The organism is Amycolatopsis sp. cmx-4-83 (genome assembly GCF_046548815.1).
GTDB lineage: Bacteria > Actinomycetota > Actinomycetes > Mycobacteriales > Pseudonocardiaceae > Amycolatopsis > Amycolatopsis pretoriensis_A.
In genome coordinates, this window is record NZ_JAEBEF010000006.1 from 311934 (window position 1) to 336172 (window position 24239).

A 24239-nucleotide genomic window follows, 5' to 3' on the forward strand; every position below is an offset into this window, starting at 1 on the left:
CGCCAGTGGATCTTCCGCTGTCCACGATCACCCCGCCGACTCAGCAAGTCCAACGAAAAGTGCTGGTCCCAGTTATCGGTCAAGCCGATAGATTGGGTGGATGGAGACGCGTCAGCTCGAGTACTTCGTCGCCGTCGCCGAGGAACTCAGCTTCACCCGGGCCGCCCAGCGGGTGTTCGCGGTGCAGTCCACCGTGTCCGCCGCCGTGCGGTCCCTCGAAGCCGAGCTCGGCACGCGGCTGTTCGACCGGTCCACCCGCCGGGTCGCGCTGTCGGCCGCGGGTGCCGCGTTCCTGCCCGAGGCCAAAGCGGCGATCGAGGCCCTCGAACGGGCGCGCGCGACCGTCCAGGAGGCCTCGGAGGGCCTGCGCGGCAGCCTGCGCATCGGCACGCTGACGTCGATCGGCGGCGTCGACCTGCCCGCGCTGCTCGGCGCGTTCCACCGGCGCTACCCGCTGGTGGACATCCACGTGACGGTGTCGATCACCGGCTCCACCGGGCTGGCCGACGAGGTCCGCCAGGGCCGGCTCGACGTCGCTCTGGTGGGCCTGCCCGAGACCGACCTCGCCGGGCTGGACGTGCTGCTGGTCGACACGCGCCCGTTCGTCGTGGTGCTGCCGGCCACGCACCGGCTCGCCGCCCGGAAGGCCGTCCGGCTGGCCGACCTCGCCGGCGAGGCGTTCATCGACACCCCGCGCGGGTTCGGCAACCGGGTCCTGCTGGACCGGGCCTTCGACGCGCTCGGCTCGCCGCGGCGGGTCACCGTCGAGGTCGCCGACCTGCGCCCGGTCCCGGGGTACGTGCGCGCCGGGCTCGGCGTCGCGGTCGTCCCGGACACGCCCGCGCCGGCCGACGCGGACGTCGTGGTCCGGCCGCTGGCCGGCGCCGGGCTGGACTGGCCGCTCAACCTGGTCACCGCCGCGGCCAAGCCGCCGAGCCGGGCGCTGCGGACGCTGCTCGACCTCGTCGAGAAGAGTATTTGAACGCGTTCAACTCTTTCGGTACGGTGGGGTCATGAAGGTCGTGATACCGGGCGGGACCGGACACTTGGGGCGCGTGCTGAGCCGGGCGCTGGCGGGCGGCGGGCACGAGGTCGTCGTCCTGACGCGCGGGTCGGCCGCCGCGGAGCCGGGCGTGCGCACCGCCGGTTGGGACGGGCGGAGCGCGGGGCCGTGGACGGCGGAGATCGACGGCAGCGACGTGGTCGTCAACCTGGCGGGCCGATCGGTGAACTGCCGCTACACCCGGGCGAACCTGCGGGAGATGTGGAACTCCCGCGTCGACTCCGCGCGGGTCGTCGGCGGCGCGATCGAACGCGCCGCGCGGCCGCCGCGGCTCTGGCTGCAGATGAGCACGGCGACGATCTACGCGCACCGCCACGACACCCCGAACGACGAGGCCACCGGCGTCCTGGGTGGCGCCGAGCCGGACGTGCCGGCGTACTGGTCCTCCAGCGTCGACATCGCGCGGGCGTGGGAGCGCGAGCAGGAGCTCGCCGACACGCCGCACACGCGCAAGGTCGCGCTGCGGACGTCGATGGTGATGAGCCCGGAACCGGGCGGGGCGTTCGAGATGCTGCTCCGCCTGACGCGGCTCGGCCTCGGTGGCCCGGTCGCCGGCGGCGGGCAGTACATGTCGTGGATCCACGAGGCCGACCTGCTCCGGGCGATCGACTTCCTCGTCGAGCACGAGGAGCTGAGCGGCCCGGTGAACCTGGCGGCCCCGGAACCGTTGCCGTACAAGGAGTTCCTGCGGTCACTGCGCACGGCCGCGGGTGTCCCGTTCGGACTGCCGGCGACGAGGTGGATGGCCGCGCTCGGCGCGTTCGTGCTGCGCAGCGACCCGGAGCTGCTGCTGAAGAGCCGTTTCGTGGTACCGGGACGGCTGCTGGAGGCCGGTTTCGAGTTCGCCTTCCCGTCCTGGCCCGCCGCGGCGGCGGACCTGGTGCGCGGTCCACTCAGGACGGTCGGCTGAGTTCGGCGTTGTCCCGCAACCGCCGCAGCATCAAGGCGAGGTGCAACCGGAAGCGGCCGGCGGGGGAGTCGACGTCGAACCCGAGCACGGCCTCGGCCCGCGCGAGCCGCGCCGGCATGGTGCTGTGGTGCCGGTGCAGCACCGCGGCCGCCTTGCGAGCCGACCCGGTGGCGCACAGGGCCTCGAGCGCGGCGAGGGTGTCTTCCCCGTGGGTCTCGGCGGCGAGCCGGTCGAGCGCGCGGACGTCGGCGAGTTCGGCGAGGCCGGCGGGGGAGAGCGCGCCCTCGAAGGCGGCGAGGCTGCCGAGCCGCTCCCACGAGACGACGGGGTCGCCGTCGGAGGTGAACTTGAGCGCGGTCCGCGCGGCGGCCCAGGAGCGAGCGACCTCGATGGCGGGTACGACGGGGCCGACGCCCACGCGGTGACCGGCCGGGGTCGCGGTCGCCTGCGCACCGGAGCCGGCGGGCGACCGCGGGGCATCCGCGACCAGCACCGCCCGCACGTTCCCGAGCAGCGCCGACCGGCCCGCGGGTACCTCCCCGCCCACCGTGGCCAGCACCCGCAGCCGGGCCGACGGGCCGAACCCCAGCAGGTGCAGTGCCCGGGAGCGCTCCGCCGTCCCGGCGTCCTCCGTGAGGGCCAGCTCCACCAGCGCCGGATCCCCGAGTTCCGGCGTCGGCACGCCGGAGTGCTCCAGCAAGATCGCCGTCGCGATCGCGAACCGCTCCAGCAGCATGTCGTCCAGCGGCAGCGGCGCGCCCGCGCGAGCCACCCACACGGCCACCCCGCCCTCCAGCGAGCGGACCGCCGACCCGGTCGGTGCCGTCCCCGGCGCCGAAACCTCGCCGCCCGGGGCCGCGCGCAGGGACAGGCCGCGGCCCGGCGCGTGCACGCCGACCGGGCAGCCCGCGAGGTCGGCCGTCGTGCGGACCAGGGTGTCGAGGTCCGCTCGCGCGGTGATCAAGCGGTCGAAGAACCCGATCACCCGCACGGCGTTCTCGGCGTCGGCGTCGAGGCCGGACAGCCGCAGCAGCAGCCCCTTCATGCCGTCACGATAGGCGCGCTCGCCGCCGGATGGCGAGTTCCGCGGCACCAACGCCCGCCGCGTGGCGGTGGCCCGGGCCGGGCGGGCGGCCGATGATCGGGGGCATGACCTACGCGATCGACCCCGAGCTGCTGCCCTGGCTGGACATGCTGCCGGCGGTGGCCCTGACCGACCACGAATCCCTGCTGGCCGCGCGGTCTTCGATGTCGCAGCTGGGAGAAGTCCTCCCGAGCTACGAGCCGGCCGACCCGATCGACGTCCGGGACACCGCGGTGCCCGGCCCGTCCGACGCCCCGGACGTGCCGGTGCGCGTCTACACCCCGGCCGGGCGCACCGAAGCCGTGCCCGGACTGCTCTACATCCACGGTGGCGGGTTCGTCCTCGGCGACCTCGACATGTTCCACACCTCCCTGCTCCGCCTGGTCGACGAGCTCGGCATCGTGATCGTCTCGGTCGACTACCGGCTCGCGCCCGAGCACCCGTTCCCGGCGCCGGTCGAAGACTGCTACGCGGCCCTGACCTGGCTCGAAGCCAAGGCCGACGAGCTGGGCGTCGACCCGGCCCGTCTCGGCGTCGCCGGCGAGAGCGCGGGCGGCGGCCTCTCCGCGGCGGTCGCGCTGCTGGCCCGCGACCGCGGCGGCCCCGCGCTCGCCTTCCAGTACCTCGGCATCCCGGAACTGGACGACCGGCTCACCACCCCGTCGATGCGGGCGTACGTCGACACCCCGGTCTGGAACCGCCCGAACGCGATCTTCAGCTGGACGAGCTACCTCGGCGCGGAACCGGGCGGCGACGGCGTTTCCCCGTACGCGGCCCCGGCCCGCGCCACCGACCTGGCCGGCCTGCCGCCCGCGTTCGTGACGACGTGCCAGTTCGACCCGCTGCGCGACGAAGGCATCGAGTACGCCCAGCGCCTGGCCCACGCGGGTGTCGCGGTCGAGCTCCGCCACTACCCGGGTACGTTCCACGGCTCCGGCATGGTCGAGGCGGCCGGGATCTCGCGCCGGATGTTCGCCGACGAGGTCGAGGCCCTGCGCCGCGGGCTGCGCGGCTGACTCACGGCCGGGGCAGCTTGCCCACCAGCGCTTTGCCGAACGCCACCGCCGCGTCGCAGGCGCCGCCGCCCGGCTTCGTCGCGAAGAGCCGGACGTGCTCCGCCTGCGTCGCGTCGAACCGGCGGTGGTTCCACGTCACCGTGCAGCTGTCGCCGGTTTCGCGGCGGGTGGCCGGCACCCCGCCGAGGTCGACCGGTGTGCCCTCCTCCGGGACCACGGTCAGCTTTTCGAACGTCAGCTGCAGCGACGTCGTGGCCGTCCACTCGCACTCGCGGAGGCGGTTGAGCGTGACCTGGCGGACCGGGCCCAGCACCGCCTCGGGCTTCTCGGGCACCTGGCACGGGTCCAGCGCGAGCAGCGTGCCCGGCGGCAGGGCGTACCCGATCCCGCCGTCGCGGAGGCGCTGGAGCACCGTCCCGAGCGCGGTTTTCGCCAGCGCGCACGTCTTCGCCAGCGCCGTCACGCCGAGTTCGGGCTGGGCGGGGAGCTGGACGCTCGCGTCGCACGTGCTGCCGCTGATCTCGCTGAACAGCACCGGCCGGCCGTCGAGGTCCTCGGTGGGCCGGCCGCCCTCGACGTAGATCCGATCGCCCAGTTTGACGCCGATCCTGGCGCCGGACCGGTTCTTGAAGTCGCAGCGGTCGAAGTACAGCGGGTCCGGCTCGGCCCGCAGCTTGCCGACGTCCGCGACCGAGACGCCGTCGAGCACCCGGCAGGGATCGGTGCGCCGCAGCGTTTCCAGGCTCACCGGGTCCAGGTGCTGACTCGGCGGCGGCGGATCGGCACCGAACACCTCGACCGCCACCAGGCTGCCGGTGGCGAGCGCGACGAGGGCGGCCGCCACCGCGACGAGCGGCACCCAGCGGCGCCGCCGTGGCGGGGCGGGCAGCGGCTCGGGCGCCGGCCACGCGAGCGCGGTGCGGACCGCGGTGTCCTGCGCCTCGATCAGCCGGTGCACCGGCGGTGGCCACGGCCCCGGCGGCACCGAGCCGAGGAAGTCGAGGAGCTGCGCCGGCGACGGCCGCCGCGCCGGGTCCTTGGCCAGGCACGGCTCGACCAGCGCCCGCAGCCCGGGCGGCACCGCGGTCAGGTCCGGTACGGCGTGCACGACGTTGTAGAGCAGCTGCGCCGTCGTCGAACCGGTGAAGGGCCCGCGTCCGGTGGCCGCCATGACGAGCAGGCCGCCGAGGGAGAAGACGTCGCTCGCCGGGGTCAGCGGCCGGCTTTCGGCCTGCTCCGGCGACATGAACGCGGGGGAGCCCACGATGCCGCCGGTCCCGGTGAGGTCCGCCCCGCCCTCGGCGGCGCGCGCGATGCCGAAGTCGATGACGCGTGGCCCGTCGCCGGTGAGCAACACGTTGCCGGGCTTGAGGTCGCGGTGGATCAGGCCCACGCGGTGGATCTCGGTCAACGCGGTCGCCAGCCCGACGGCGAGCCTGCGCACGGCCTCGACCGGCAGCGGCCCGGTCGCTTCGACGGCTTCCTTCAGCGACGGCCCGGTGACGAACACCGACGCCAGCCACGGCGTTTCGGCGTCGGGATCGGCGTCCATGACGGCCGCCGTGAACGCTCCCGAGACCCGTTGCGAGGCCACGACTTCCTGCCGGAACCGGCCGCGGAAGTGCGGGTCGCGCGCGAACTCGGCGTGCACCTGCTTGAGCGCGACGAGCCGCCCGTCGGGGGCCACGCCCAGCAGGACGCGGCCCATGCCGCCCTCGCCGAGTTCGGCGATCAGGCGGTACTTCCCGGCGGTGCGGGCCTCGCCCGCTTCGAGTGGCTTCACGGCTTCGGCAGCCCCGGCCGGGCCGCCTTGGCGAAGTCCCGCGTGCGGCGGCAGGTCTCGTCGGGACCCAGCGAGCCCGCGGACGTGCTGTAGGCGACGGTCACGTTCTCCGACATCCGTTCGTCGATCGGCCGGTGCAGCCAGGTCAGGCTGCAGAGCACCTTCGCCGGGTTGAACCGCTTGGTGGTGAAGAAGGCGGTGACGCCGTCGAGGTCGACGGTGCCCGCCGAGTCGTAGTAGGAATCCTTCGACACGAACGGCCGGCTGCCGCGTTCGAGCGTCAGCGTCACTTCGCCGCCGACCTGCCAGTGGCATTCGTGCAGCCCGGTCGGTTCGACCTTGGTGACCGGGCCGAGGATCCGCTGGGCGGTCGCCGCCGGGACGAGCCCGCACGGGTCGACCGGCGCGAGACTTCCCTGCGGCACAGGGGAATCGAAGCTCCGGAGCCGCTTCACCGCTTCGCCGAGGGCGGCCTTCGCCGTGTCGCACGGCTTGGCGAACTTCCCGGCCGCGTCACTCGCCTCGACGCCGATGGTGGCGGCCGGGCGGTCCACGACGGGCAAGGCCGCGGTGCAGCGGGTCGTCTCGTCCTCGACGCTCAGCGGCCGGCCGTCGAGCTCTCCGGCGGGCGTCCCCTTGGCCGCGACCGGGCCACCGATCGTCAGCTCCAGCCACTGGCCCTGCGCCGTCTCGTAGGTGCAGGCGAAGAAGTGGACGCCGATCTTCGGCGTGAGCTTCCCGGTCCCGGGCACCGACGGCAGCACCGCGCAGGGGTCGGCCCCGCGCAGCTTGTCCGGGCCGAGCGGGTCGGGGTTCGGCGCGGACGTCGTCGTGGCCGGTGCTGGCGGGGTGCTGTTCGCCGGGGCGGCGGTCGCGCCGTCGTCGCCGTTCAGCAGGGCGACGGCGGTGATCGTGCCGCCGAGGACGACGGCGGCCGCGGTGGCGGCGAGCGCGACCCGCAGGCGTCGGCGCGGCTTCGGCGGCTTGGCCACGACGGCCGAGACCTCGGCCTGGCGGCGGGCGATCAGCGCGTGCACGGCGGGCGGCCAGGGGCGCTGCACCGGCGGCAGCGGTCCGAGCAGTTCGAGCAGCTGCGCGGGTGTGGGCCGCCGGGCCGGGTCCTTGGCGAGGCACGACTCGGCGAGCGCGCGCAGGTCCGGCGGCAGGGCCCGCAGATCCGGGTGCGTGTGGACGACGTTGTAGAGCGACTGCGGCGCCGACGCCCCGGCGAAGGGGCTGCGCCCGGTGGCGGCGAGCACGAGCAGGGCACCCAGGGAGAAGACGTCGCTCGCCGGGGTCAGCGGCCGCCCGTCCGCCTGCTCCGGCGACATGAACGCCGGCGAACCCAGGATGACGCCGGTGTGCGTCAGGTCGGTGGCGCCTTCCGCGGCGCGGGCGATGCCGAAGTCGATGACGCGGGGCCCGTCCTCGGCGAGCAGGACGTTGCCCGGCTTCAGGTCCCGGTGCACCAGCCCGGCGCGGTGGATGCCGGTCAGCGCGGCCGCGAGCCCGGCGGCGAGGTGCCGGACCGCGGCGGGCGGCAGCGGCCCGGTCGCGTCGACGGCTTCCTGCAGCGACGGCCCGGCGACGAAGACCGAGGCGAGCCACGGCGCCGGCGCGAACGGGTCGGCGTCCAGCACCGCCGCGGTGTAGGCACCCGAGACCAGCCGCGAGACCTCGACCTCGCGGCGGAACCGCTCGCGGAAGCCCGGGTCGTGCGCGAACTGCCGGTGGACCCGCTTGACGGCGGCGAGCCTGCCGTCCGGGCCGACGCCGAGCAGCACCCGTCCCATCCCGCCCGCGCCGACCGCGGCGAGCAGCCGGTACCGCCCGGCCCGCGCCGGTTCACCCGGTCCCAACGGCTCCACACCCACCTCCGCGGGCGATGGTAGAACGTCGGACCGCGGGGCAAGGACGGAACGCGCACTCCGGGTGCGCCGGGACCCCCGGCCCGGCGCACCCGCAGGTCAGGCCACGACGTCGGTGACCGTGTCCTCGACCACCTGCCACCGGCCGTGGTCGCGCACGAGCGGCGGGTCAGGGAGCGGTGACGTCGATCAGGACCTTGCCCGTGACGCCGTCCTCCGAGACCGCGTGCGCCTTCGCCGTGTCGGCAAGGGAAAAGCGGTGGACCGGTACGCCGCGGTCCTCGCCCACGCGCAGGGCGCCGTCGGCCAGCGCCGCCGTGACGTCCTCCGTGCCGGCGCGCAGCTTGTCCTCGCCCACCGTGTACAGCACCAGGAACTGGTACCGCGCGTTCAGCCACACGTTCGCGCCGAACTCGAGGGTCACCGTCCCCGTGCCGCGGTCGTCGCCGTACATCGCGACCGTGCCGCGCGGGCGCAGCACCTCGGTGTGCAGCTTCGCGTTGACCCCGGCCGCGACCTCGACCACCAGGTCGACGCCGTCGGGAGCGGCTTCGCGGATCCGGGCGCCCAGCGAAGGATCGGGGTAGCGCAGCACGTGGTGGGCGCCGGCCGCGCGGGCGAGGGCGGCCTTCTCGTCGCTGCTGACCGTCGCGATCACCGTCGCCCCGGCCCAGCGGCCGAGCTGGATCGCCGCGTTGCCGACCGCGCCCGCGCCGCCGCTGACCAGCACCGTGCGGCCGTCGAGGGCGCCGGGGGCGAGCCGGGACGGCCCGTCTTCGGCGACGGTGAGCGCCCGGTGCGCGGTCAGCGCCGGGATGCCGAGCCCGGCACCCTCGTCGAAGCCCGCACCATCGGGCAGCCGGACCAGTTTGGCCGCCGGCAGCACCGTGTACTCCTGCGCGGTGCCCGACCCGGGCCCGTACGCGCCGGCGATGACCACCCACACGCGGTCGCCCGGCGCGAAGCCGGTGACGTCCGGGCCGACGGCGTCGACCACGCCGGCGCCGTCCTGGTTGGGCACCGTCTCGGGTACCTCGGCACCCGGTTCGGCGCGGGCGCCGCCGCGGGCCTTCCAGTCGGTGGGGTTGACCGCGGACACCACGATCCGGACGCGGACTTCACCGGGACCCGGGTCCGCCGCGGCCCGCTCGGTCAGTGCCAGCACCTCGGGTCCGCCGTGACGGCGGTAGACGACTGCTTTCATGTCCGGTGCAATCCCGCCCGACCCGCGGTTATTCCCCGCGCACCCGGAAATCGCGCGACGGGAAATCGGTTTTTCCCCGCCGGGAAAAGCGGAAATCGGCGCCACGCGGGTGATCCCCCGGCCGGGCGATTTTCGGTGTTGCCCGAGCGAAACCGGCCGCCGTCGCAGAAACTGGGCGCGTGGGAGAGGAAAAGCGCGCGCCGAACGACGAACGGCCGAAGCGCGACGAACGAGAACCGACACCGATCTTCGACGCGGTCTTCAGTGCCACGCGCGCGAAGGCGAATACGGGTAATCCGGCGCAGGAACCGGACAAAGCCGGGCGGTGAGCGGACGCCGGCCCGCCGGACGTGTGGCACTTTGTTCGACGTCCGCAGTGAACATGTAGCATCTCGGGTGCTCGTGCACCCGGTAGTCGAGGAGTGAGCCGTGGCAGGCGTCGTCAACAGCTTGATCGCCGCCGAGTACGCTGCGGGCGCCACCATCTCCGAGCTCGCCGAGCGCTGGGGGATCGACCCCCGCCAGGTGGTCGAGCGGATTTCGGCCGCCGCCGGCTCCTGAGCTCCTCAGATCGCGCGTTCGCCCTTGCCGAGCACGACGATCCCGCCTTCGCTGACGTGGTAGTGCCCGCGGTCGCGGGCCAGGTCGACACCGATGTGCGCCCCCGGCGGCACCACGACGTTCTTGTCCAGGATCGCCCGCCGCACCACCGCGCCGCGGCCGACGCGGGCGCCGTCGAGCAGCACCGAACCCTGCACCACGGCGCCCTGCTCGACGAGCACGTCGGGGGAGAGCACCGAGTCCACGACCTGGGCCCCGGAGATGATGCAGCCGTTGCTGACGATCGACTGGTTCGCCGAGCCGCCTTCGACGAACTTCGCCGCCGCGCGCTGGCCGGGGTGGGCGAGGATCGGCCACTTCCGGTTGTAGAGGTTGAAGATCGGGTGCGTCGAAATCAGGTCGGTGTGCGCGTCGTAGTAGCTGTCGATGGTCCCGACGTCGCGCCAGTAGCCGTGGTCGCGCTCGGTCTCACCGGGCACGACGTTGCCGTTGAAGTTGTACACGGCCGCTTCACCCGACTTGACCAGCGCCGGGATGATGTCGCGGCCCATGTCGTGGTGCGAGGCCGCGTTGTCGGCGTCCGCGTGCAGCGCCTCGAGCATCACCTTGGTCGTGAAGATGTAGTTGCCCATCGACACGTACGACTCCTCAGGGGAGTCCGGCAGGCCCGGCGGGTCTTCGGGCTTCTCCATGAACGCGTCGATCATCAGCCCGTCGGTGGTCCGGATGACGCCGAACGAGCTCGCCTCCGACCGCGGCACGCGGATCCCGGCCACCGTCACGCCGGCACCGGAGGCGATGTGGGCGTCCAGCATCTGCCGGGGGTCCATCCGGTAGATGTTGTCCGCGCCGAACACCGCGATGTACTCGGGGTCCTCGTCGTAGACCAGGTTGAGGCTCTGGTGGATGGCGTCGGCGCTGCCCTGGTACCAGCGCGGCCCCAGCCGCTGCTGCGCCGGCACCGGCGTCACGTACTCGCCGGTCAGCGCCGAGAGCCGCCACGTCGTCGAGATGTGCCGGTCGAGCGAGTGCGACTTGTACTGCGTCAGCACGCACAGCCGCCGGAACCCGCCGTGCACCAGGTTCGACAGCACGAAGTCGACCAGCCGGTGCACACCCCCGAAGGGCACGGCGGGTTTGGCGCGGTCGGCGGTGAGCGGCATCAGCCGTTTGCCCTCGCCGCCCGCGAGCACGATGCCCAGCACGTCGGCTCCAGTGTTCACGACGACCTCCCGCACGCTTCGTAGAGGGCGACCGTCCGCTCGGCGATCGCCCTCCAGCCGAACTCGCCGACCGCGCGCTCGCGGCCGGCCGTACCCATCGCGGCGGCCCGGTCCGGGGCGCCCACCACCTCGTTCAGCGCGGCCGCGAGGCCCGCCTCGAACCCGTCCGGGTCACGCTCGTCGTAGTGCACGAGCAGCCCGGTCCGGCCGTCGTCGACGACCTCCGGGATGCCGCCGACGTCGCTGGCCACCACCGGGGTGCCGCACGCCATCGCCTCGAGGTTCACGATCCCGAGCGGCTCGTAGACCGACGGGCAGGCGAACACCGTCGCGTGGGTGAGCAGCTGCACGACCTCGGGGCGCGGCAGCATCTCGGGGATCCAGCGGACCCCGGTGCGCGTCCGCTCCAGCTCGGCGACCAGCCCGCGGAACTCCGCGTCCAGCTCGGGGGTGTCCGCGCCGCCCGCGCACAGCACCAGCTGGACGCCCGGGTCGAGCTTCGCCGCGGCCCGCACCAGGTGCGGGACGCCCTTCTGGCGGGTGATCCGGCCGACGAACAGCACGTACGGCCGGTCCGGGTCGATGCCGTGCTTCGCGAGCGCGTCGGTGCCGGGGTCGGGGCGGTAGAGCGCCGTGTCGATGCCGTTGTGGATCACGTGCACGCGCTCGGGCGGCACCGCGGGGTAGGCGGCGAGGACGTCCCGGCGCATGCCGCCGCTGACCGCGACGATCGCGTCCGCGGCCTCGTAGGCCTCGCGCTCGATCCACGACGAGACGCGGTAGCCGCCGCCGAGCTGCTCGGCCTTCCACGGCCGCAGCGGCTCCAGCGAGTGCGCGGTGACGACGTGCGGGATGCCGTGGGTCAGCTTCGCCAGGTGCCCGGCCAGGTTCGCGTACCAGGTGTGGCTGTGCGCGAGGTCGTGGCCTTCGAGGGCGTTCGCCATGGACACCGCGATGTCCATGGTCGTGAACGCGGGCTGGCGGTAGCCGTGGGGATCCGTGTGCCCGGTGGCGTCGGCGCGGTCCGCGCCCCAGCAGTGCACGTCGAGCTCGACCAGCGGCCGCAACTCCCGGGCGAGGAACTCCACGTGGACCCCGGCGCCGCCGTAGACCTCCGGCGGGTACTCCCGGGTGAGCAGGCCGACCTTCATGCCGAAACCCTATGGCCTCACGGGGGTTTCGCGCAGTCTGGCGTCCAGGGGAAATACCAGAGTTTTCCGTCACTGCTCAGATGAGCGGCGTGCTCACGGCTCCCGGGTGAAGACGAAGTGGCCGACACCTTTCGCCGCGGACCGGACCTGCCAGTCGTCCGGTCCGGTCGCCGGGCCCGACGCGTACTGCATCCGGAAGTCCGGTTTGCGCGGCGCCACCGAGGTGTCCAGCCAGTGGTAGTTCACCCGCAGCGCCAGGCTCATCAGCGGGTTCGCCGTCGCGATCCGCTTCTCGACCAGCTTCACCGCCTCGCCGCGGTCGGAGAACTCGTCGAGGATGGCGCACTCGCAGAAGTAGGCCAGGGTGCCGATCTCACCCGGGCTGGCCACACTGGCGCCGTCGAGCCGCGCGCCGAGCTCGGTGCCGACGCGCGCGTAGTCGTCGGCGCTGGCCCAGTTCCCGAACACCACCGGCGACGGCCACGGCAGGCCCTGGGCGCCGTCGACCGCGGCACCGCTCAGCACGAGCACGCCGGTGAGCCCGAGCGCGAGCACCGGCGGCCCGGTCCGCAGCTCCGGCCGTTCGCGCGCCTGGGCGTACCAGGTGCCGAACGCGGCGACCGCGAAAGCGCTCCCCGCGGTCACCGGCGCCACGTAGTACCAGTGGAACGGGCCGACCCCGATGAACGAGTAGGCGAGGTAGTAGAGGACCCCGCCGCCGGCCAGCGCCGCGACCGGGCCGAGCGCGGGGAAGAGCGGCCACCGGACCGCGAACCGCGCCGCCGCCCACGCGGCGAGCGCGACCACGCCGAGCAGGGCGGGCAGGAACGACACGAGCACGGTGACCGGCCAGCCGAGGTAGTACATCACCGGGCCGGTGCTGTAGCTCCACGGCGCGAACAGCCCCGCCTGCGTCTGCTTGATGGCGAGCGTGTCGGGCACGAACGAACCGAAGGCGATCCAGCTGACCAGGAACCACGGCGCCGAGGTGAGCACCGCGACGCCGGCCGCGGGCAGCAGCTTCCGCCGGATCTCGGGCGCGCTGAGCGCGATGACCACCACGAACACGCCGAGGTCGATCCGGGTGAGGACGGCCAGGCCGGCCACCACGCCGAACCAGAGCGGCCGGGCTTCGAGCGCGAGGACCGTGAGCACCAGCAGCACGGCCGGGATCAGCAGCACCTCCAGGCCGACGGCGGACAGCACGAACGGGTTCAGCAGCACGAGCGCGACCCCGAGCACCCCGGCCGCGGGCGGCAGCGCCAGCCGCCGGCCGAGCCGCAGCCACGCCCACCCGAGCGCGGCGCCGCAGGCGATGGTCAGCACGCCGAGCGCGACGACCGGGTGCGGCCCGCCGGCCACCCGGGTGAGAAGGGTCAGCGCGCCGAGGAGCAGGACGTTCAGCGGCGACGTCGCGGAGTTCGCGGGCGAGCCGGGGATGATGCCCCACTCGCCGTGGACGGCGAGGTTCTTGGCGTAGGCGAGGGTGATGTAGGCGTCGTCGGTGAGGCTCCCGCGCACCACGAGGAAGACGACGGCACCCAGAACCGCCCCGTAGGCGGGCAGCCACCGGCCGCGCGTGCTCGTCCGCTCTTCGGTCCTTCTGTCCGCGTCAGTCTCCGCCAGCACCCTGTCCACCTCGCGGACGCGCCGACGGCGCGGGATCCGCCTCGTCCCGATCGAATGCCCTCCGGGGGCCGGGCCCGTCCGGAGGTCACCCGATCGTGACACGGCTCGTGTCGGCCCGCAGTGTGGCCGCGCTCCACTGTGGAGCGTCAGCGCGTCCGGCGGCGGGAGGAGAGGAAGACGAGCGCGATGCCGGCGGCGAGCAGCAGGGCGCCGAGGCCGAGGACGGGACCCAGGTCGGTGCCGGTGCCCGGGAGCCGTCCGTGCCCGCCCGGGGTGGTCGGGGCCGGGTTCGGGCCGGGCGGGGTGGTGCTGGAGGTCTCCGTGCTGGTCGGGGTGGTGGTCGTCGCGGTGCCGGTGGGCGTGGTGACCGTGGTCGAGGTGACCGTGGTGGTGCCCGACGGGGTCGTGGTGCTGGTGGCCGTGTTCGGGGTGGTGGTCGACGGCTCGGTGGTGCTCGTGGGTGTGGTCGGGGTCGTGGTTGACGGCTCGGTGGTGGAGGGCTCGGTGGTCGAGGTGGTCGGCGTCGTGGTGGTGCTGGTGGGTGTGGTGGTGCTGGTCGGCGTGGTCGTGGGCGCCGTCGAGGTCGTGGTGACCGTGGTCGTGGTGGTCGGCTCGGGCGGCTTCGCGCACGAGGGCAGGTCGCCGGTGAACGGGTACGCGTGGAATTCCTGCCCGCTGCCCTGGCCGGCCCCGGAGCCGTGGACCAGGTTCCCCGCCGTGAAGAAGCGGCCGTTGGTGCCGGGGAGGGTGACCGTCGTGGTGCCGTCCGGGCGGCCCGCGAGCACGCTGCCCTGGAACATGCCGCTGCCGGTGAGGCGGACCACGTGGGCGTCGGGGAAGTTCCACAGCAGACGGGGGCGCAGGCGGTTGAGCGGGTCGTTGTCGTCGAGGCTGCCGCTGTAGGTGTTGATCACCCGGGCCGAGCCGGTGAGGTTGACCAGCACCGTGGCCCCGGCCGGGATGCCCTCGAACGCGATGCCCTGGGTGGCACCGCCCGGGCCGGCGATGTCCTGGGTGACGGTGAAGACCTGCAGCGCGGACTTCCCGTCGCCGGTGAAGAGCGTCTGGTAGTTCTGGTTCACGACGGTCCCGGTGGCCGCGGCCCGGGCGTAGCACTCGCTGGCGGCGGTGAGTTCGGCGCGCAGCCCCGCGTACGGCTTCATCGCGGCGGTGTCGTGCACGACGGTCCCGATCACGGTGCCGCTGACGTTCCCGGCGTGCCGGACGACCCCGCCACCGGAGTCACCCACGGCGTCGAGCCGCTGCCCACCGGCCACGGAGAGGTCCCCGCCGACGGTCAGGAAGTCGGCCCCGTCCGGCGGCGGGACGCGCGAGCCGACCCCGGCGACCCCGACGTTGTAGATCGACGAGCCGGAGGTCTTCCGCAGCGTGAAGTCCCCGCCGACGACCACCCGCCCTTCGGCCTCGGCGGCGCTCCCGGTGACGCGCATGTCACCGCCGGCGAAGACGTTGATGGCGTTGTCCCGCCCGGCGAAGGCCCCGTTCCCGACCGGCGGGAAAGTCCCGGGACACGACCCGGGCACGCACGGCCCGAGCCCGCCGGGCAGCGGATCGGCGGCCGCGGACAGGCCGATCGGGATCGAAAGGACCACGAGCCCGCAGGCCGCCAGCGCCGCGAGGGCGGCATGGGTCACGCGCACGGGACCTCCCCCTGTCCACAGTGGACTTTCCGTGCCGGACGATAGTGGCAGGTCAGGACGGGTGCCCGGCTATCCACCCGATCGGGGAGTGTCGCGATCGGTGACTTGTGCGGGTGGCCCGCCACGGTCGGTGCGCGTGGGCCGTGGCCTGCTGGGCGACTTGCGTCCGCAGTCGTCGGGTCCGCGGGTGCGGCCGGCCGTTGTGACACGGCTTGCCGGGCGACGCCGGAGTTGCTCTCGCCGCCGACTGGGGCCGCTGTTTTTTTAGTGGTGCGCTCGCAGCCCGCTATTCAGTGGCGCGCTCTCCGCCCGGGGTCGGCCGGTGCGGCCCAGCCTCCGAATCCGCGCCAGACGGCGCCCGCCCATCCTGCGAGGCCTGTCTGCCATGTGCCAGCCGCCTGCGGGCCCGCCGGTGCGGCCATCGCCTGCCAAGCGGCGTGCCAGACGGCGCCCGCCGATCCCGCGCGCCCTGCCGGGCCATGCGCCAGCCGCCCGGGTGCCCGCCGGTGCGGCCATCGCCTGCCAAGCCACGGCGCCCGTCGCACATGGGCCCGCCGATCCCGCGCGCCTTGCCCCGGCCATGCGCCAGTCGCCCGGGGGGCCGCCGATCCCGCGCGGCCTGCTGGCTCCTTCGCCGCGGCTTCCCTCGGCGGCCGACCGACTTCGCGAGTCAGGACACCCGGCGGCTCACGACCGGCGCCTCCGCCACCGCCGCCTGGGCGGCCGCGCGTCCCCGGTGCAGCGGCAGCGTCCGGTCCAGACCGAGGATGTGCAGGGGACGGAAGACCGCCGTGTCGCCCGGGGCGATCGCGAAGGCGACGTTGCGCTCGTCGGCGTCGCGCTGGGCCTCGACCAGGACGCTGAAGACCGTCGAGTCGCAGAAGGTCGTCTCGGTGAGGTCCGCGACGACCCCTCGGGCCCCCGCGCGGATCGGGGCCAGCAGCCGGTCGCGGAGGCGGCACGCCGTGCCCAGGTCGACTTCGCCGGTGCAGCGGACCGTGACGATCCCGGCGTCCGTCCTGGTGGAGAGCTCGGGCGCGGTGCGGTGCTCGGTCATCGGTTCCCTCCAGTCGCCCCTTGCGGCGAGTGGTACCCCGGTCGGCGTGAAATCACTCGTCCGGGGCGGGTCGCTACGACATTCGAGGGTTAACGATGCACAAGCGTTGCGCGCGGGTATACCGTATTCGGGCAGCACCACCGTTTCCCCGGCACCTCGCCGGTCGCGTCGGATGCCACGCCCCGCGGCCGGCCGGATCCGGCTGACGCGGGCCGGATCACCGGCGCCCCCGCGGCGCCGACAGGGGGACGCGGCAGGCCTTCGCCCCGCCGCCGCGTCCCCCTGCGCGCCGGGCGTCGCTAAGCTTCGGCGGTTCGCCGTCCGTGAGGCGAAAGGAAGCGGTGGAAGCCAAGAACGTCGACGCAGGAGCCTGGGCACCCGGCAAAGTCGCCGAGCTGCTGGGCGTGTCGCCCGTGACTTTGCGGAGCTGGAGCGCGCGGTACGGGATCGGCCCCCCGGCCGGCGCAGGCCGCCACCGCCGCTATTCCGACGCCGACGTCCGCCGCCTCCAGCAGATGCAACGCCTGGTCGCGCGCGGAATGCCGGTGCGCGAAGCGGCGGCCGCGGCCTTCGGCGGCGAAGCGGGCGCACCCGAGATCCCGGCGGCCGACCGGGCCCGCGAGCTCGCGGACGCGGCGGAGGAACTCCACTCGGCGACGATGGCCGGCCTCCTGGACGAAACCCTCGGCACCCTCGGCCCGGCGGCGGCCTGGACGGACGTCTTCGCCCCGGTCCTGCGCGGATTGGGAGACCGCTGGCAGCGCGGCGACGTGTGCTTCGGCTCGGAGTGGGCGCTGACGACGCAGATCTCCCTGGCGTACGAGCGCTTCAGCGTCCGCTTCCCGGCGGCGGTCCCGGGCCGGCCGGTGCTGCTGGCGTGCTGTCCGGCCGAGCGGCATTCCCTGCCGATGGAGGCACTGCGGGCGACGCTGGCGGAGGCGGGCATCCCGGTGGCGTACCTGGGCCAGCTGGTCCCGGCGGAGGCACTGGCGGACCTGGCGGCCCGCCTGGACCCGGTGCTGGTGGTCCTGTGGTCGATGAGCCCACCGACAGCCGACGACCTCCTGGCGGCCCGGGTGAGCGCGCTGGGCCGCCCGGTCGGCACGGCAGGCCCGGGCTGGGACAACCTGGGCGACCGCGGCTACCCGAGGGTGAACGACCTCGAGTCGGCGGTGGAGCTGGCAGCGGAGTACGCCGAGGTGTAGCCCGGTCGGCTCGCTGCTCGGCCGTAGGCGGGCGTGGCACCTCGCCTGGCTAGTCGGCCGGCGGTGGAATCGCGGCTCGCAGAGGTGGCGGGCTTGCAGCTGGTCAGTGGGGTCGCCGCTTGCCGGTCGGCCGATGTGGGCGACCTGCCGGAAGCGTGGCTCGCCGAGGTGGCGGGTTTGCAAGTGGGCCAGTGGGGCCGCCGCTTGCCGGCTGGCCGATGCGGGCGACCTGCCGGAAGCGTGGCTCGCCGAGGTGGCGGGTTGCAGGTGGGTCAATGGGGTCGCGGCTTGCCGGTCGGGAGAGGCGGGCGACTTGCCGGTAGCGCCGCTCGCCGAGGTAGCGGGTTGCAGGTGGGCCAGTGGGGTCGCGGCTTGCCGGTCGGCAGAGGCGGGCGACTTGCCGGAAGCGTGGCTCGCCGAGGTGGCGGGTGCGGGTGGCCCGATGGAATCGTGGCCCGGCTGGCGGGAGCGGGTCGGCGGAATTCGCCTCGCAGGCGGAGCCGGAAGCCGGCCCATGGGATCGCGGCCCGGCCGCCGGCAGCCGATCGGCGGAATCCGTCTCGCGGGTGAGCCGGGGAGCGGCTGAGGGGATCGCGGCCCGGCGGCCGGGAGCGGGTCCGCGGAAGTCGCCTCGAGCAGGGGTCGGGAGCCGGCCGATCAGATCGGGCTCGGTGGGTGCCACCGTGAGCGAGGTTCGGATCCCCGACGAAATCGCGGCCGGCTCAGCCGGGGCGAGTCGCCCCCTCGCGACCGCCGCCGCAAGGTCGTCGAGCCGGTCCAGCGTCGCCGCCCGGTCCAGGCGATTCCTCGCCACCCCTGCAGGCGTCAGGCCAGCTTCCCGAGCGCCCGCGTCAGCTCCGGCACCACCTCGTCACCCAGCCGCTCGAACTCGCGCTTCAACAGCGGCCCCGCCAGCTTCGCCAGCCCGTGGAACTCGATCTTCGCCTGGTAGCGCACCTTCGTCCCACCGCCGTCCGCCGTCAGCGTGAAGTCGTCCGTCGACGTCGCCGTCTTGTTCGAGCCCACGAACGTCACCCGGCCGGGCTCGCGGCGCGTCAACCGGTAGTCCAGCTCCGTCTCGCGGCCGCGGAACTCCGACACGTTGTGCCACCGCGCGCCGACCTCGATGGGGCCCGCGTCGGTTCGGGTGCACGACTTCGTGCCCGGGTCCCACTCCTCCGTGTGCGCGAAGTCCTGCAGGTAACCCGCGACGGCCTCGACCGGGACGGGCACCGTGAGCGTTCGTTCGACCTCGACCACGACGCCTCCTGGAAGATCGGTGCGGGTTCGATGCAACCGTACCCAGCACCGCTCAGCGGGGCATGCTGACCGGTTCGCCGACATCGATGTCATTCTTCCTAATTCTTGTCCACCTTGTCTTCTTGACCCTGCCGACGGGCTCGGCGGAAGCTTCCTGGCAACGTTGTCAGCCCACCGGAAACGGAGTTCGCAATGGCGGAGGAGTACGGCATCGCCCCGGATGTCGAGCGCGCGGAAGTCGCCGCTGTCTCGCGGCGGCACGTTCTCGCGGCCGGGACCGGGCTGCTCGCCGGGTTCGGGCTCGCGGCCGTGCTGCCCGGGGTCGCCTCGGCCGCGCCCGCCGCGGTGGCGCCGAAGACCGACCTCGCGCTCTTCCGGCCCGTCCAGGTCTCCTCGACCGCCTACGCCGCCACCCCGGCCGAGTTCGCCGTCGACGGCCTCGCGCAGGTCGGCGTCCGCGGCTCCGGCTGGCGCGCCGCCCAAGGAGACGGGCAGTGGATCGTCGTCGACCTGCAGGCCGCCTGCCGCATCGACTCCGTCGTCCTCACCTTCGAGGCGCAGCCCGGCGACCCGGCTTTCGACGCCGCCGCGTCCCGCAGCCGCACCAGCGGCGCCGAGGTCCAGTCGAGCTACGCCACCGCCTTCGACCTCGACGTCTCGGGTGACGGCCGGGCCTGGCGCACCGTCCACCACACCGACGCCGGCACCGGCGGTGTCGTGACGATCCCGCTGTCGGTCACCGCGCGCTGGGTCCGCTTCACCGCGAGCCGCCGCTCGACCACGAACCCGCTGGGCCTCAACGGCTTCCAGGTCTTCGGCAGCGGCCCGCAGAACCGCCCGGCGGTGCACGGCTGGACCAGCTTCCCGCTCCGCCCGCACGCCGACCCGCCCGCGCTCGCCGTGGCGCCCGACGGCACCGTGCCGCTCGACTCCGGCTGGGTGCTCACGATGGACGACTGGGCGCCGACCGGCGACGGCAAGGCGCTTTCCGCGTCCACCGTGGACACCCGGGGCTGGCTGCCCGCCACGGTTCCCGGCACCGTGCTGGCCTCGCTCGTCGAGCAGGGCCAGCTGCCCGACCCGGTGTCCGGCCTGAACAACCTGCACGTCCCGGAAGCGCTTTCCCGGCACGCCTGGTGGTACCGCCGCCAGTTCGGCCTCCCGCGCGGCCTCGACACCTCGCCCGGCCGGCACGTCTGGCTCGAGTTCGACGGCGTCAACCACGAAGCGCGGATCTGGCTCAACGGCGCCGAAATCGGCACGCAGAGCCACCCGTTCGGCCGGGGCGCCTTCGACGTCACCGCGGCGCTGCGCCGCTCCGGCGACCAGGCCCTCGCCGTCAAGATCTCGCCGATGCCGCGCCCGGGCAGCCCGGGGGACAAGGGCGCCGACGGCAGCTCCTGGGTCGACGCCGGCGGCACCATGTTCGACAACTCGCCGACCTACCTCGCGGTGTCCGGCTGGGACTGGATGCCCGCGGTCCGCGACCGCGCTTCGGGCATCTGGGACCACGTCCGCCTGCGCTCGACCGGCGCCGCCGTGCTCGGTGACGTCCGCGCCGACACCAAGGTGCCCGACGCCGGCACCGCCGAGGTGACGCTCACCGTCCCGGTCCGCAACGCCGCCGCGACCGCCCAGCGCGTCAAGGTCAGCGCCGCGTTCGGCCCGGTCAGCGTGTCGAGCACGGTCACCGTCCCGGCCGGGCAGACCACCGACGTCGTCTTCCCGAAACAGGTGGTGAAGAACCCGAAGCTGTGGTGGCCCAACGGGTACGGCGACCCGAACCTGTACGACCTGACGCTCACCGCGGCGATCGGCGCCGCCACCAGCGACCGCCGGACCGTCAAGATCGGCCTGCGCGAGATCGGCTACCAGTACGACCTGCCGATCGTCATCGCCGACGGCCGCGCCACGCAGACCGTCGACCTCGCTCCGCAGACCGCCCGGTTCGTCCGGATGCAGGGGCTCAAGCGCGCGACCAGCTGGGGCTTCTCGCTCTGGACGATGTCGGTGCTCGACAGCTCGGGCGCCGACGTCGCGCGGGGCAAGCCGTCGAGCTCGCTGTCGGTGGCCGACGGCAACCCGCCCGAGCGCGCGTTCGACGGCGATCCGAACACCCGCTGGACGTCGGCCTACGACGACAACCAGTGGCTGCAGGTCGACCTCGGCGCCGCGACGGCGTTCGACAAGGTCGTGCTCACCTGGGAAACCGCGTACGCCGCGACCTTCAAGATCCAGGTCTCGCAGGACGGCGGCACCTGGACCGACGCGGCCTCGGTCGACAACAGCCCGAAGCCGCTGACCTTCCTGGTCAACGGCGTCAAGATCTTCGCCCGCGGCGGCAGCTGGGGCTGGGACGAGCTGCTGCGCCGGATGCCGGCCGAGCGCACCGACGCGGTCGTCGCGATGCACCGGGACATGAACTTCACGCTGATCCGCAACTGGGTGGGCTCGTCGTATAGGCGGGAGCTGTTCGACGCCTGCGACAAGTACGGGATCCTGCTGTGGAACGAGTTCTGGGACGGCTGGTCGACCGACCCGGCCAACAACGACATCTTCCTGGCGCAGGCGAAGGACACCGTGCTGCGCTACCGCCACCACGCGTGCGCGACGGTCTGGTTCGGCTGCAACGAAGGCACACCCCCGCCCGTCATCGACAACGCCCTGCGCGACATCGTCCACTCCAGCACCGACCTGCTCTACCAGGGCAACTCCGCGGGCGGCGTGATCACCGGCGACGGCCCGTACTACTGGCAGGACCCGAAGCGGTACTTCACCGGCGAGGCGACCGGCGGCAAGGCCGGGTTCTGGAGCGAGATCGGGCTGCCGACGGTGTCGGTCGTCGAGAGCATGCGCAACCTGGTCGGGAAGGACGACCCGGGCTGGCCGATCGGCGCACCCTGGTTCCTGCACGACTGGTCCACCGGCGGCAACCAGTCGCCGCAGAGCTACCTCGCGGCGATCGACGCGCGGCTGGCGCCGTCGACGAGCCTGGCGGAGTTCTGCCGCAAGGCGCAGTTCGTCAACTACGAGAGCATGCGCGCGATCTTCGAGGCGTGGAACGCGAAACTCTGGGACGACGCCACCGGCGTGCTGCTGTGGATGTCGCACCCGGCGTGGCACAGCACGGTCTGGCAGACCTACGACTACGACCTCGACGTCAACGGCAGCTACTACGGCGCGCGCAAGGGGTGCGAGCACCACCACGTGCAGGCCGACCTGACGACGTGGCAGGTCCGCGTGGTCAACCACACGCCGGGCGCGCTGAGCGGGGTGACCGCCACCGCCCGCCTGTTCGGCCTCGACGGCGCGGCGCTGGGCCCGGCGCAGCAGCAGAAGCTCGACGTGGCCCCGATTTCGGCCGCGGCGGCGTTCACGGTCCCGTTCGCCGACGGGCAGCCCGACCTGCACCTGCTGCGGCTGACCCTGACCGACGCCCACGGTGCGGTGCTGTCGGAGAACACGTACTGGCGCTACCGGACGGACACGGCGATGCGCGCGCTGAACCAGCTCCCGGGCGCGCGCCTGACGACGTCCCTGCGCCCGGACGGCGACGCGTTCACCGCGACGGTCCGCAACGACGGCCGCACGGTGGCGGCGATGATCCGGCTGTCGCTGCGCGAGAAGAACGGCACCGACCGCGTCCTGCCGACCCGCTACGGCGACAACTACTTCTGGCTGCTGCCGGGGGAGACCCGCACGATCCGCGTCGAGCCGCGGCGCCGGGTGCCGAACGCGAAACTGCTGGTGGAGGCGTACAACGTGGCGGCGAAGCTGACTAGCTGACTTCGTCGTCGTCTTCCTCGTCCGGTGGGGGCACCTGCCGCCGGGCGAGGAAGACCAGCAGGCCGATGATCGCGACCGGGCCGGTGAACAGGGCGATCTCGTCCCAGCCGCCCTGGTGCATCATCACCACCCGCGCCGCGGTGTCCACTGTGGTCATGCGCCCGACACCAGGTAGATGCCGACCGCGGTGTAGCCGACCATCAGGGCCAGCAGCGGGTACTGGCCCACCGTCCGGTAGCCGCCGCGCAGCACGCCGAGCGCGCGGTCGTGCGCCGAGCCGACCGCCAGCACGTGCCCCAGCACGATCGCGCCCACCTGGACCACGGCGATGACCGCCGTCGACACCAGCGTGTAGTCGACGACCGCGGGGTCGAAGCCGCGCTGGCCTTCGAAGAGGGCGAACGAGAAGTAGTGGGCCACCGTGTAGCCCACCATGATCGGCACCAGCGTGTGCGCGAACCCCGCGTACGGCTCGGTGCCCTTGCGCAGGTACGGCCGCGTCAGCCGGATGCCGCCCGCGTACGCCAGCGCGGTGAGGGCGATGGCCGCGAGCAAACCGGCCGTGGCGAGCGGGATCGACGGGGTCAGGTCGCTCCAGAACGGGAGCCGGGTCAGGCCGTCGAACGCCGTCGAGCCGAGGACGACCAGGACCAGCGGCGTCAGGCCGGGGGAGCCGCCGAGGGCAAGCAGCCCGTCGAGCGGGGAGCGCACGACCAGGCGGCCGTCGGCGCGGCGGCCGACCGGGGACAGTCCGGCGATCAGCACCGCGTAGACCTCGAACCCGTCGCCGCGATCGAACCACCGCGGCCCGAACACCGCGCCGCAGGTCACGTGTATAACGACGTACAGGGTGACGAACCCGGCGATCAGCCGAGGCGAGTCCGAGTGGCCGGAAGCCAGCTCCAGCCAGAGGAACGCGAGCAGGCTCACGACGGCGGGCCAGTAAGCGAGCCGGGCGGGCAGCGGACGCCGGCCCGGGAACGGCGACGCCAAGGTGCGCACCGGGTTCATCCGCCGCCAGACCGGGCCGAACAGCAGCGACAGCGGCACCAGCCCCACCCAGAACCACACGTAGAACCACGCGGGCGCCGGGTTGGCCGCGGACGTACCCGGCCCGAACCACGCCATCGCCAGGAACCCGGCGAGGAAAACCAGCCCGAGTCCTTTGAGGACGAACGAAAGCGCCCGGGAGTCGAGGAAGCGCGCGAACGGCAGCGGACGGCCGGCTTCGGCACCCCGCAGCCGCGGCGTCTTCCACAACAGGGTCAGTGCGACGAACGACGCGAGCACGGCCGCCGCGCCCGCGTACAGCGCGAGCCAGAGCGGGACCGGCAGGTCGGAGCGCCCGCCGAGCCCGTGGGTCAGGACGATCCTCACGCGCCGACCCGCAGCTGGGTCAGCTTCGCCCCGCTGTGGTGTAGCTCGACCTCGAACAGGCCGGGGACGTCGGCGGTGAACGACACCGAGCCGGGCTGCCCCGCGGTCAGCTCGACCTCCTTGTCGTACCCGTGGACGTGCAGCTCGTCGGCGGTGTCGGAGGTGACTTCGAGCCGGACGGCGCGGCCGGGGGCGACCTCGACGCGGTCGGGCCCGGCGACCCGCTTGCCGCCCCGCACGGTGAACTGCGCGACCTGCTCGCCCGCCGGGGCCGGGGGCGCGGGAGTGCCGCAGCCGGCCAGCAGCGCGAGTGTTGTCACCGGCACCAGGATCCGCCGCATCGTTGTCCTTCTCCTCGTGCGGGATGTCCGGTTGCGGCCACCCCGGGCTTGCCGGTGCGG

Annotated in this window: 20 protein-coding genes; 7 read left to right on the forward strand and 13 right to left on the reverse strand. The window is 73.7% G+C overall.

The annotated features are described in order from the left end of the window. Nucleotides 1-100 precede the first annotated feature (100 nt). Both ACLJQM_RS20275 and ACLJQM_RS20280 read left to right on the forward strand, forming a co-directional pair. Complete coding sequence (locus ACLJQM_RS20275) at nt 101-982, forward strand: LysR family transcriptional regulator (protein WP_410632362.1); 882 nt, start codon at nt 101-103, stop codon at nt 980-982. 31 nt (nt 983-1013) lie between these two features. Further along, complete coding sequence (locus ACLJQM_RS20280) at nt 1014-1973, forward strand: TIGR01777 family oxidoreductase (protein WP_410632363.1); 960 nt, start codon at nt 1014-1016, stop codon at nt 1971-1973. On the opposite strand, the gene ACLJQM_RS20285 is transcribed toward ACLJQM_RS20280, so the two are convergent. Beyond that, nucleotides 1957-3018, reverse strand: a complete 1062-nt coding sequence (locus tag ACLJQM_RS20285; protein ID WP_247023637.1) for a PucR family transcriptional regulator — start codon at nt 3016-3018, stop codon at nt 1957-1959. The two genes, ACLJQM_RS20280 and ACLJQM_RS20285, sit on opposite strands and share 17 nt — an antisense overlap. Before the next feature lie 104 nt (nt 3019-3122). Here ACLJQM_RS20285 and ACLJQM_RS20290 point away from each other — a divergent pair, with 104 nt between their 5' ends. Next, nucleotides 3123-4073 (forward strand): alpha/beta hydrolase, encoded by a 951-nt coding sequence (locus ACLJQM_RS20290; protein ID WP_410632364.1) that lies wholly within the window; start codon nt 3123-3125, stop codon nt 4071-4073. 1 nt (nt 4074) lies between these two features. Here ACLJQM_RS20290 and ACLJQM_RS20295 read toward each other — a convergent pair whose 3' ends face one another. From ACLJQM_RS20295 to ACLJQM_RS20305, 3 genes are all read right to left on the reverse strand, one after another. Further along, on the reverse strand, nt 4075-5856 hold the full coding sequence (locus ACLJQM_RS20295) for a serine/threonine-protein kinase (protein ID WP_410632366.1): 1782 nt from the start codon (nt 5854-5856) through the stop codon (nt 4075-4077). Further along, entirely contained in the window at nt 5853-7724 is a 1872-nt protein-coding gene (locus ACLJQM_RS20300; RefSeq protein WP_410632367.1) for a protein kinase domain-containing protein, read from the reverse strand. The genes ACLJQM_RS20295 and ACLJQM_RS20300 overlap by 4 nt, the downstream gene beginning before the upstream one ends. A 169-nt stretch (nt 7725-7893) precedes the next feature. Beyond that, nucleotides 7894-8928, reverse strand: coding sequence for an NADPH:quinone reductase (locus ACLJQM_RS20305; RefSeq protein ID WP_410632368.1), 1035 nt, complete (start codon nt 8926-8928; stop codon nt 7894-7896). Nucleotides 8929-9107: 179 nt separating this feature from the next. Between ACLJQM_RS20305 and ACLJQM_RS20310 the strand changes: the two genes are divergently transcribed. Then, a complete protein-coding gene (locus ACLJQM_RS20310) occupies nt 9108-9257 on the forward strand; it encodes a hypothetical protein (protein ID WP_247023632.1) in 150 nt (49 codons plus the stop codon). A 100-nt stretch (nt 9258-9357) separates the two neighbouring features. Further along, nucleotides 9358-9489 carry a hypothetical protein gene (locus tag ACLJQM_RS20315; RefSeq protein WP_281506299.1) on the forward strand — a complete coding sequence of 44 codons (132 nt, stop codon included), beginning with the start codon at nt 9358-9360 and terminating at the stop codon, nt 9487-9489. A gap of 5 nt (nt 9490-9494) precedes the next feature. Here the strand turns inward: ACLJQM_RS20315 and glgC are convergent, their stop codons facing one another. From glgC to ACLJQM_RS20340, 5 genes are all read right to left on the reverse strand, one after another. Beyond that, on the reverse strand, nt 9495-10712 hold the full coding sequence (gene glgC, locus ACLJQM_RS20320; protein ID WP_247023631.1) for a glucose-1-phosphate adenylyltransferase: 1218 nt from the start codon (nt 10710-10712) through the stop codon (nt 9495-9497). Beyond that, a complete protein-coding gene (gene glgA, locus ACLJQM_RS20325; protein WP_410632369.1) occupies nt 10709-11863 on the reverse strand; it encodes a glycogen synthase in 1155 nt (384 codons plus the stop codon). The genes glgC and glgA overlap by 4 nt, the downstream gene beginning before the upstream one ends. Nucleotides 11864-11956: 93 nt before the next feature. Further along, entirely contained in the window at nt 11957-13492 is a 1536-nt protein-coding gene (locus tag ACLJQM_RS20330; protein ID WP_410632370.1) for a hypothetical protein, read from the reverse strand. A 146-nt stretch (nt 13493-13638) separates the two neighbouring features. After that, a complete protein-coding gene (locus ACLJQM_RS20335) occupies nt 13639-15153 on the reverse strand; it encodes a choice-of-anchor A family protein (protein WP_410632371.1) in 1515 nt (504 codons plus the stop codon). 670 nt (nt 15154-15823) lie between these two features. Continuing rightward, a complete protein-coding gene (locus tag ACLJQM_RS20340; RefSeq protein ID WP_360769199.1) occupies nt 15824-16210 on the reverse strand; it encodes an STAS domain-containing protein in 387 nt (128 codons plus the stop codon). A gap of 323 nt (nt 16211-16533) precedes the next feature. On the opposite strand from ACLJQM_RS20340, the gene ACLJQM_RS20345 reads away from it, so the two are divergent. Further along, the gene (locus tag ACLJQM_RS20345) at nt 16534-17415 is read left to right on the forward strand and encodes a MerR family transcriptional regulator (RefSeq protein WP_410632372.1); all 882 of its coding nucleotides are present in this window, start codon (nt 16534-16536) and stop codon (nt 17413-17415) included. An 825-nt stretch (nt 17416-18240) separates the two neighbouring features. On the opposite strand, the gene ACLJQM_RS20350 is transcribed toward ACLJQM_RS20345, so the two are convergent. Beyond that, the gene (locus tag ACLJQM_RS20350; RefSeq protein WP_247023627.1) at nt 18241-18675 is read right to left on the reverse strand and encodes an SRPBCC family protein; all 435 of its coding nucleotides are present in this window, start codon (nt 18673-18675) and stop codon (nt 18241-18243) included. 192 nt (nt 18676-18867) lie between these two features. Here ACLJQM_RS20350 and ACLJQM_RS20355 point away from each other — a divergent pair, with 192 nt between their 5' ends. Then, the gene (locus ACLJQM_RS20355; protein ID WP_410632373.1) at nt 18868-22461 is read left to right on the forward strand and encodes a discoidin domain-containing protein; all 3594 of its coding nucleotides are present in this window, start codon (nt 18868-18870) and stop codon (nt 22459-22461) included. Here ACLJQM_RS20355 and ACLJQM_RS20360 read toward each other — a convergent pair. The 3 genes from ACLJQM_RS20360 to ACLJQM_RS20370 are packed head-to-tail and all read right to left on the reverse strand — an operon-like array spanning nt 22454 to nt 24179. Further along, nucleotides 22454-22618, reverse strand: a complete 165-nt coding sequence (locus ACLJQM_RS20360; RefSeq protein ID WP_360769190.1) for a hypothetical protein — start codon at nt 22616-22618, stop codon at nt 22454-22456. The two genes, ACLJQM_RS20355 and ACLJQM_RS20360, sit on opposite strands and share 8 nt — an antisense overlap. Beyond that, on the reverse strand, nt 22615-23838 hold the full coding sequence (locus tag ACLJQM_RS20365) for a hypothetical protein (protein WP_410632374.1): 1224 nt from the start codon (nt 23836-23838) through the stop codon (nt 22615-22617). The genes ACLJQM_RS20360 and ACLJQM_RS20365 overlap by 4 nt, the downstream gene beginning before the upstream one ends. Next, nucleotides 23835-24179 carry a cupredoxin domain-containing protein gene (locus tag ACLJQM_RS20370; protein WP_247023623.1) on the reverse strand — a complete coding sequence of 115 codons (345 nt, stop codon included), beginning with the start codon at nt 24177-24179 and terminating at the stop codon, nt 23835-23837. The genes ACLJQM_RS20365 and ACLJQM_RS20370 overlap by 4 nt, the downstream gene beginning before the upstream one ends. Nucleotides 24180-24239 lie beyond the last annotated feature (60 nt).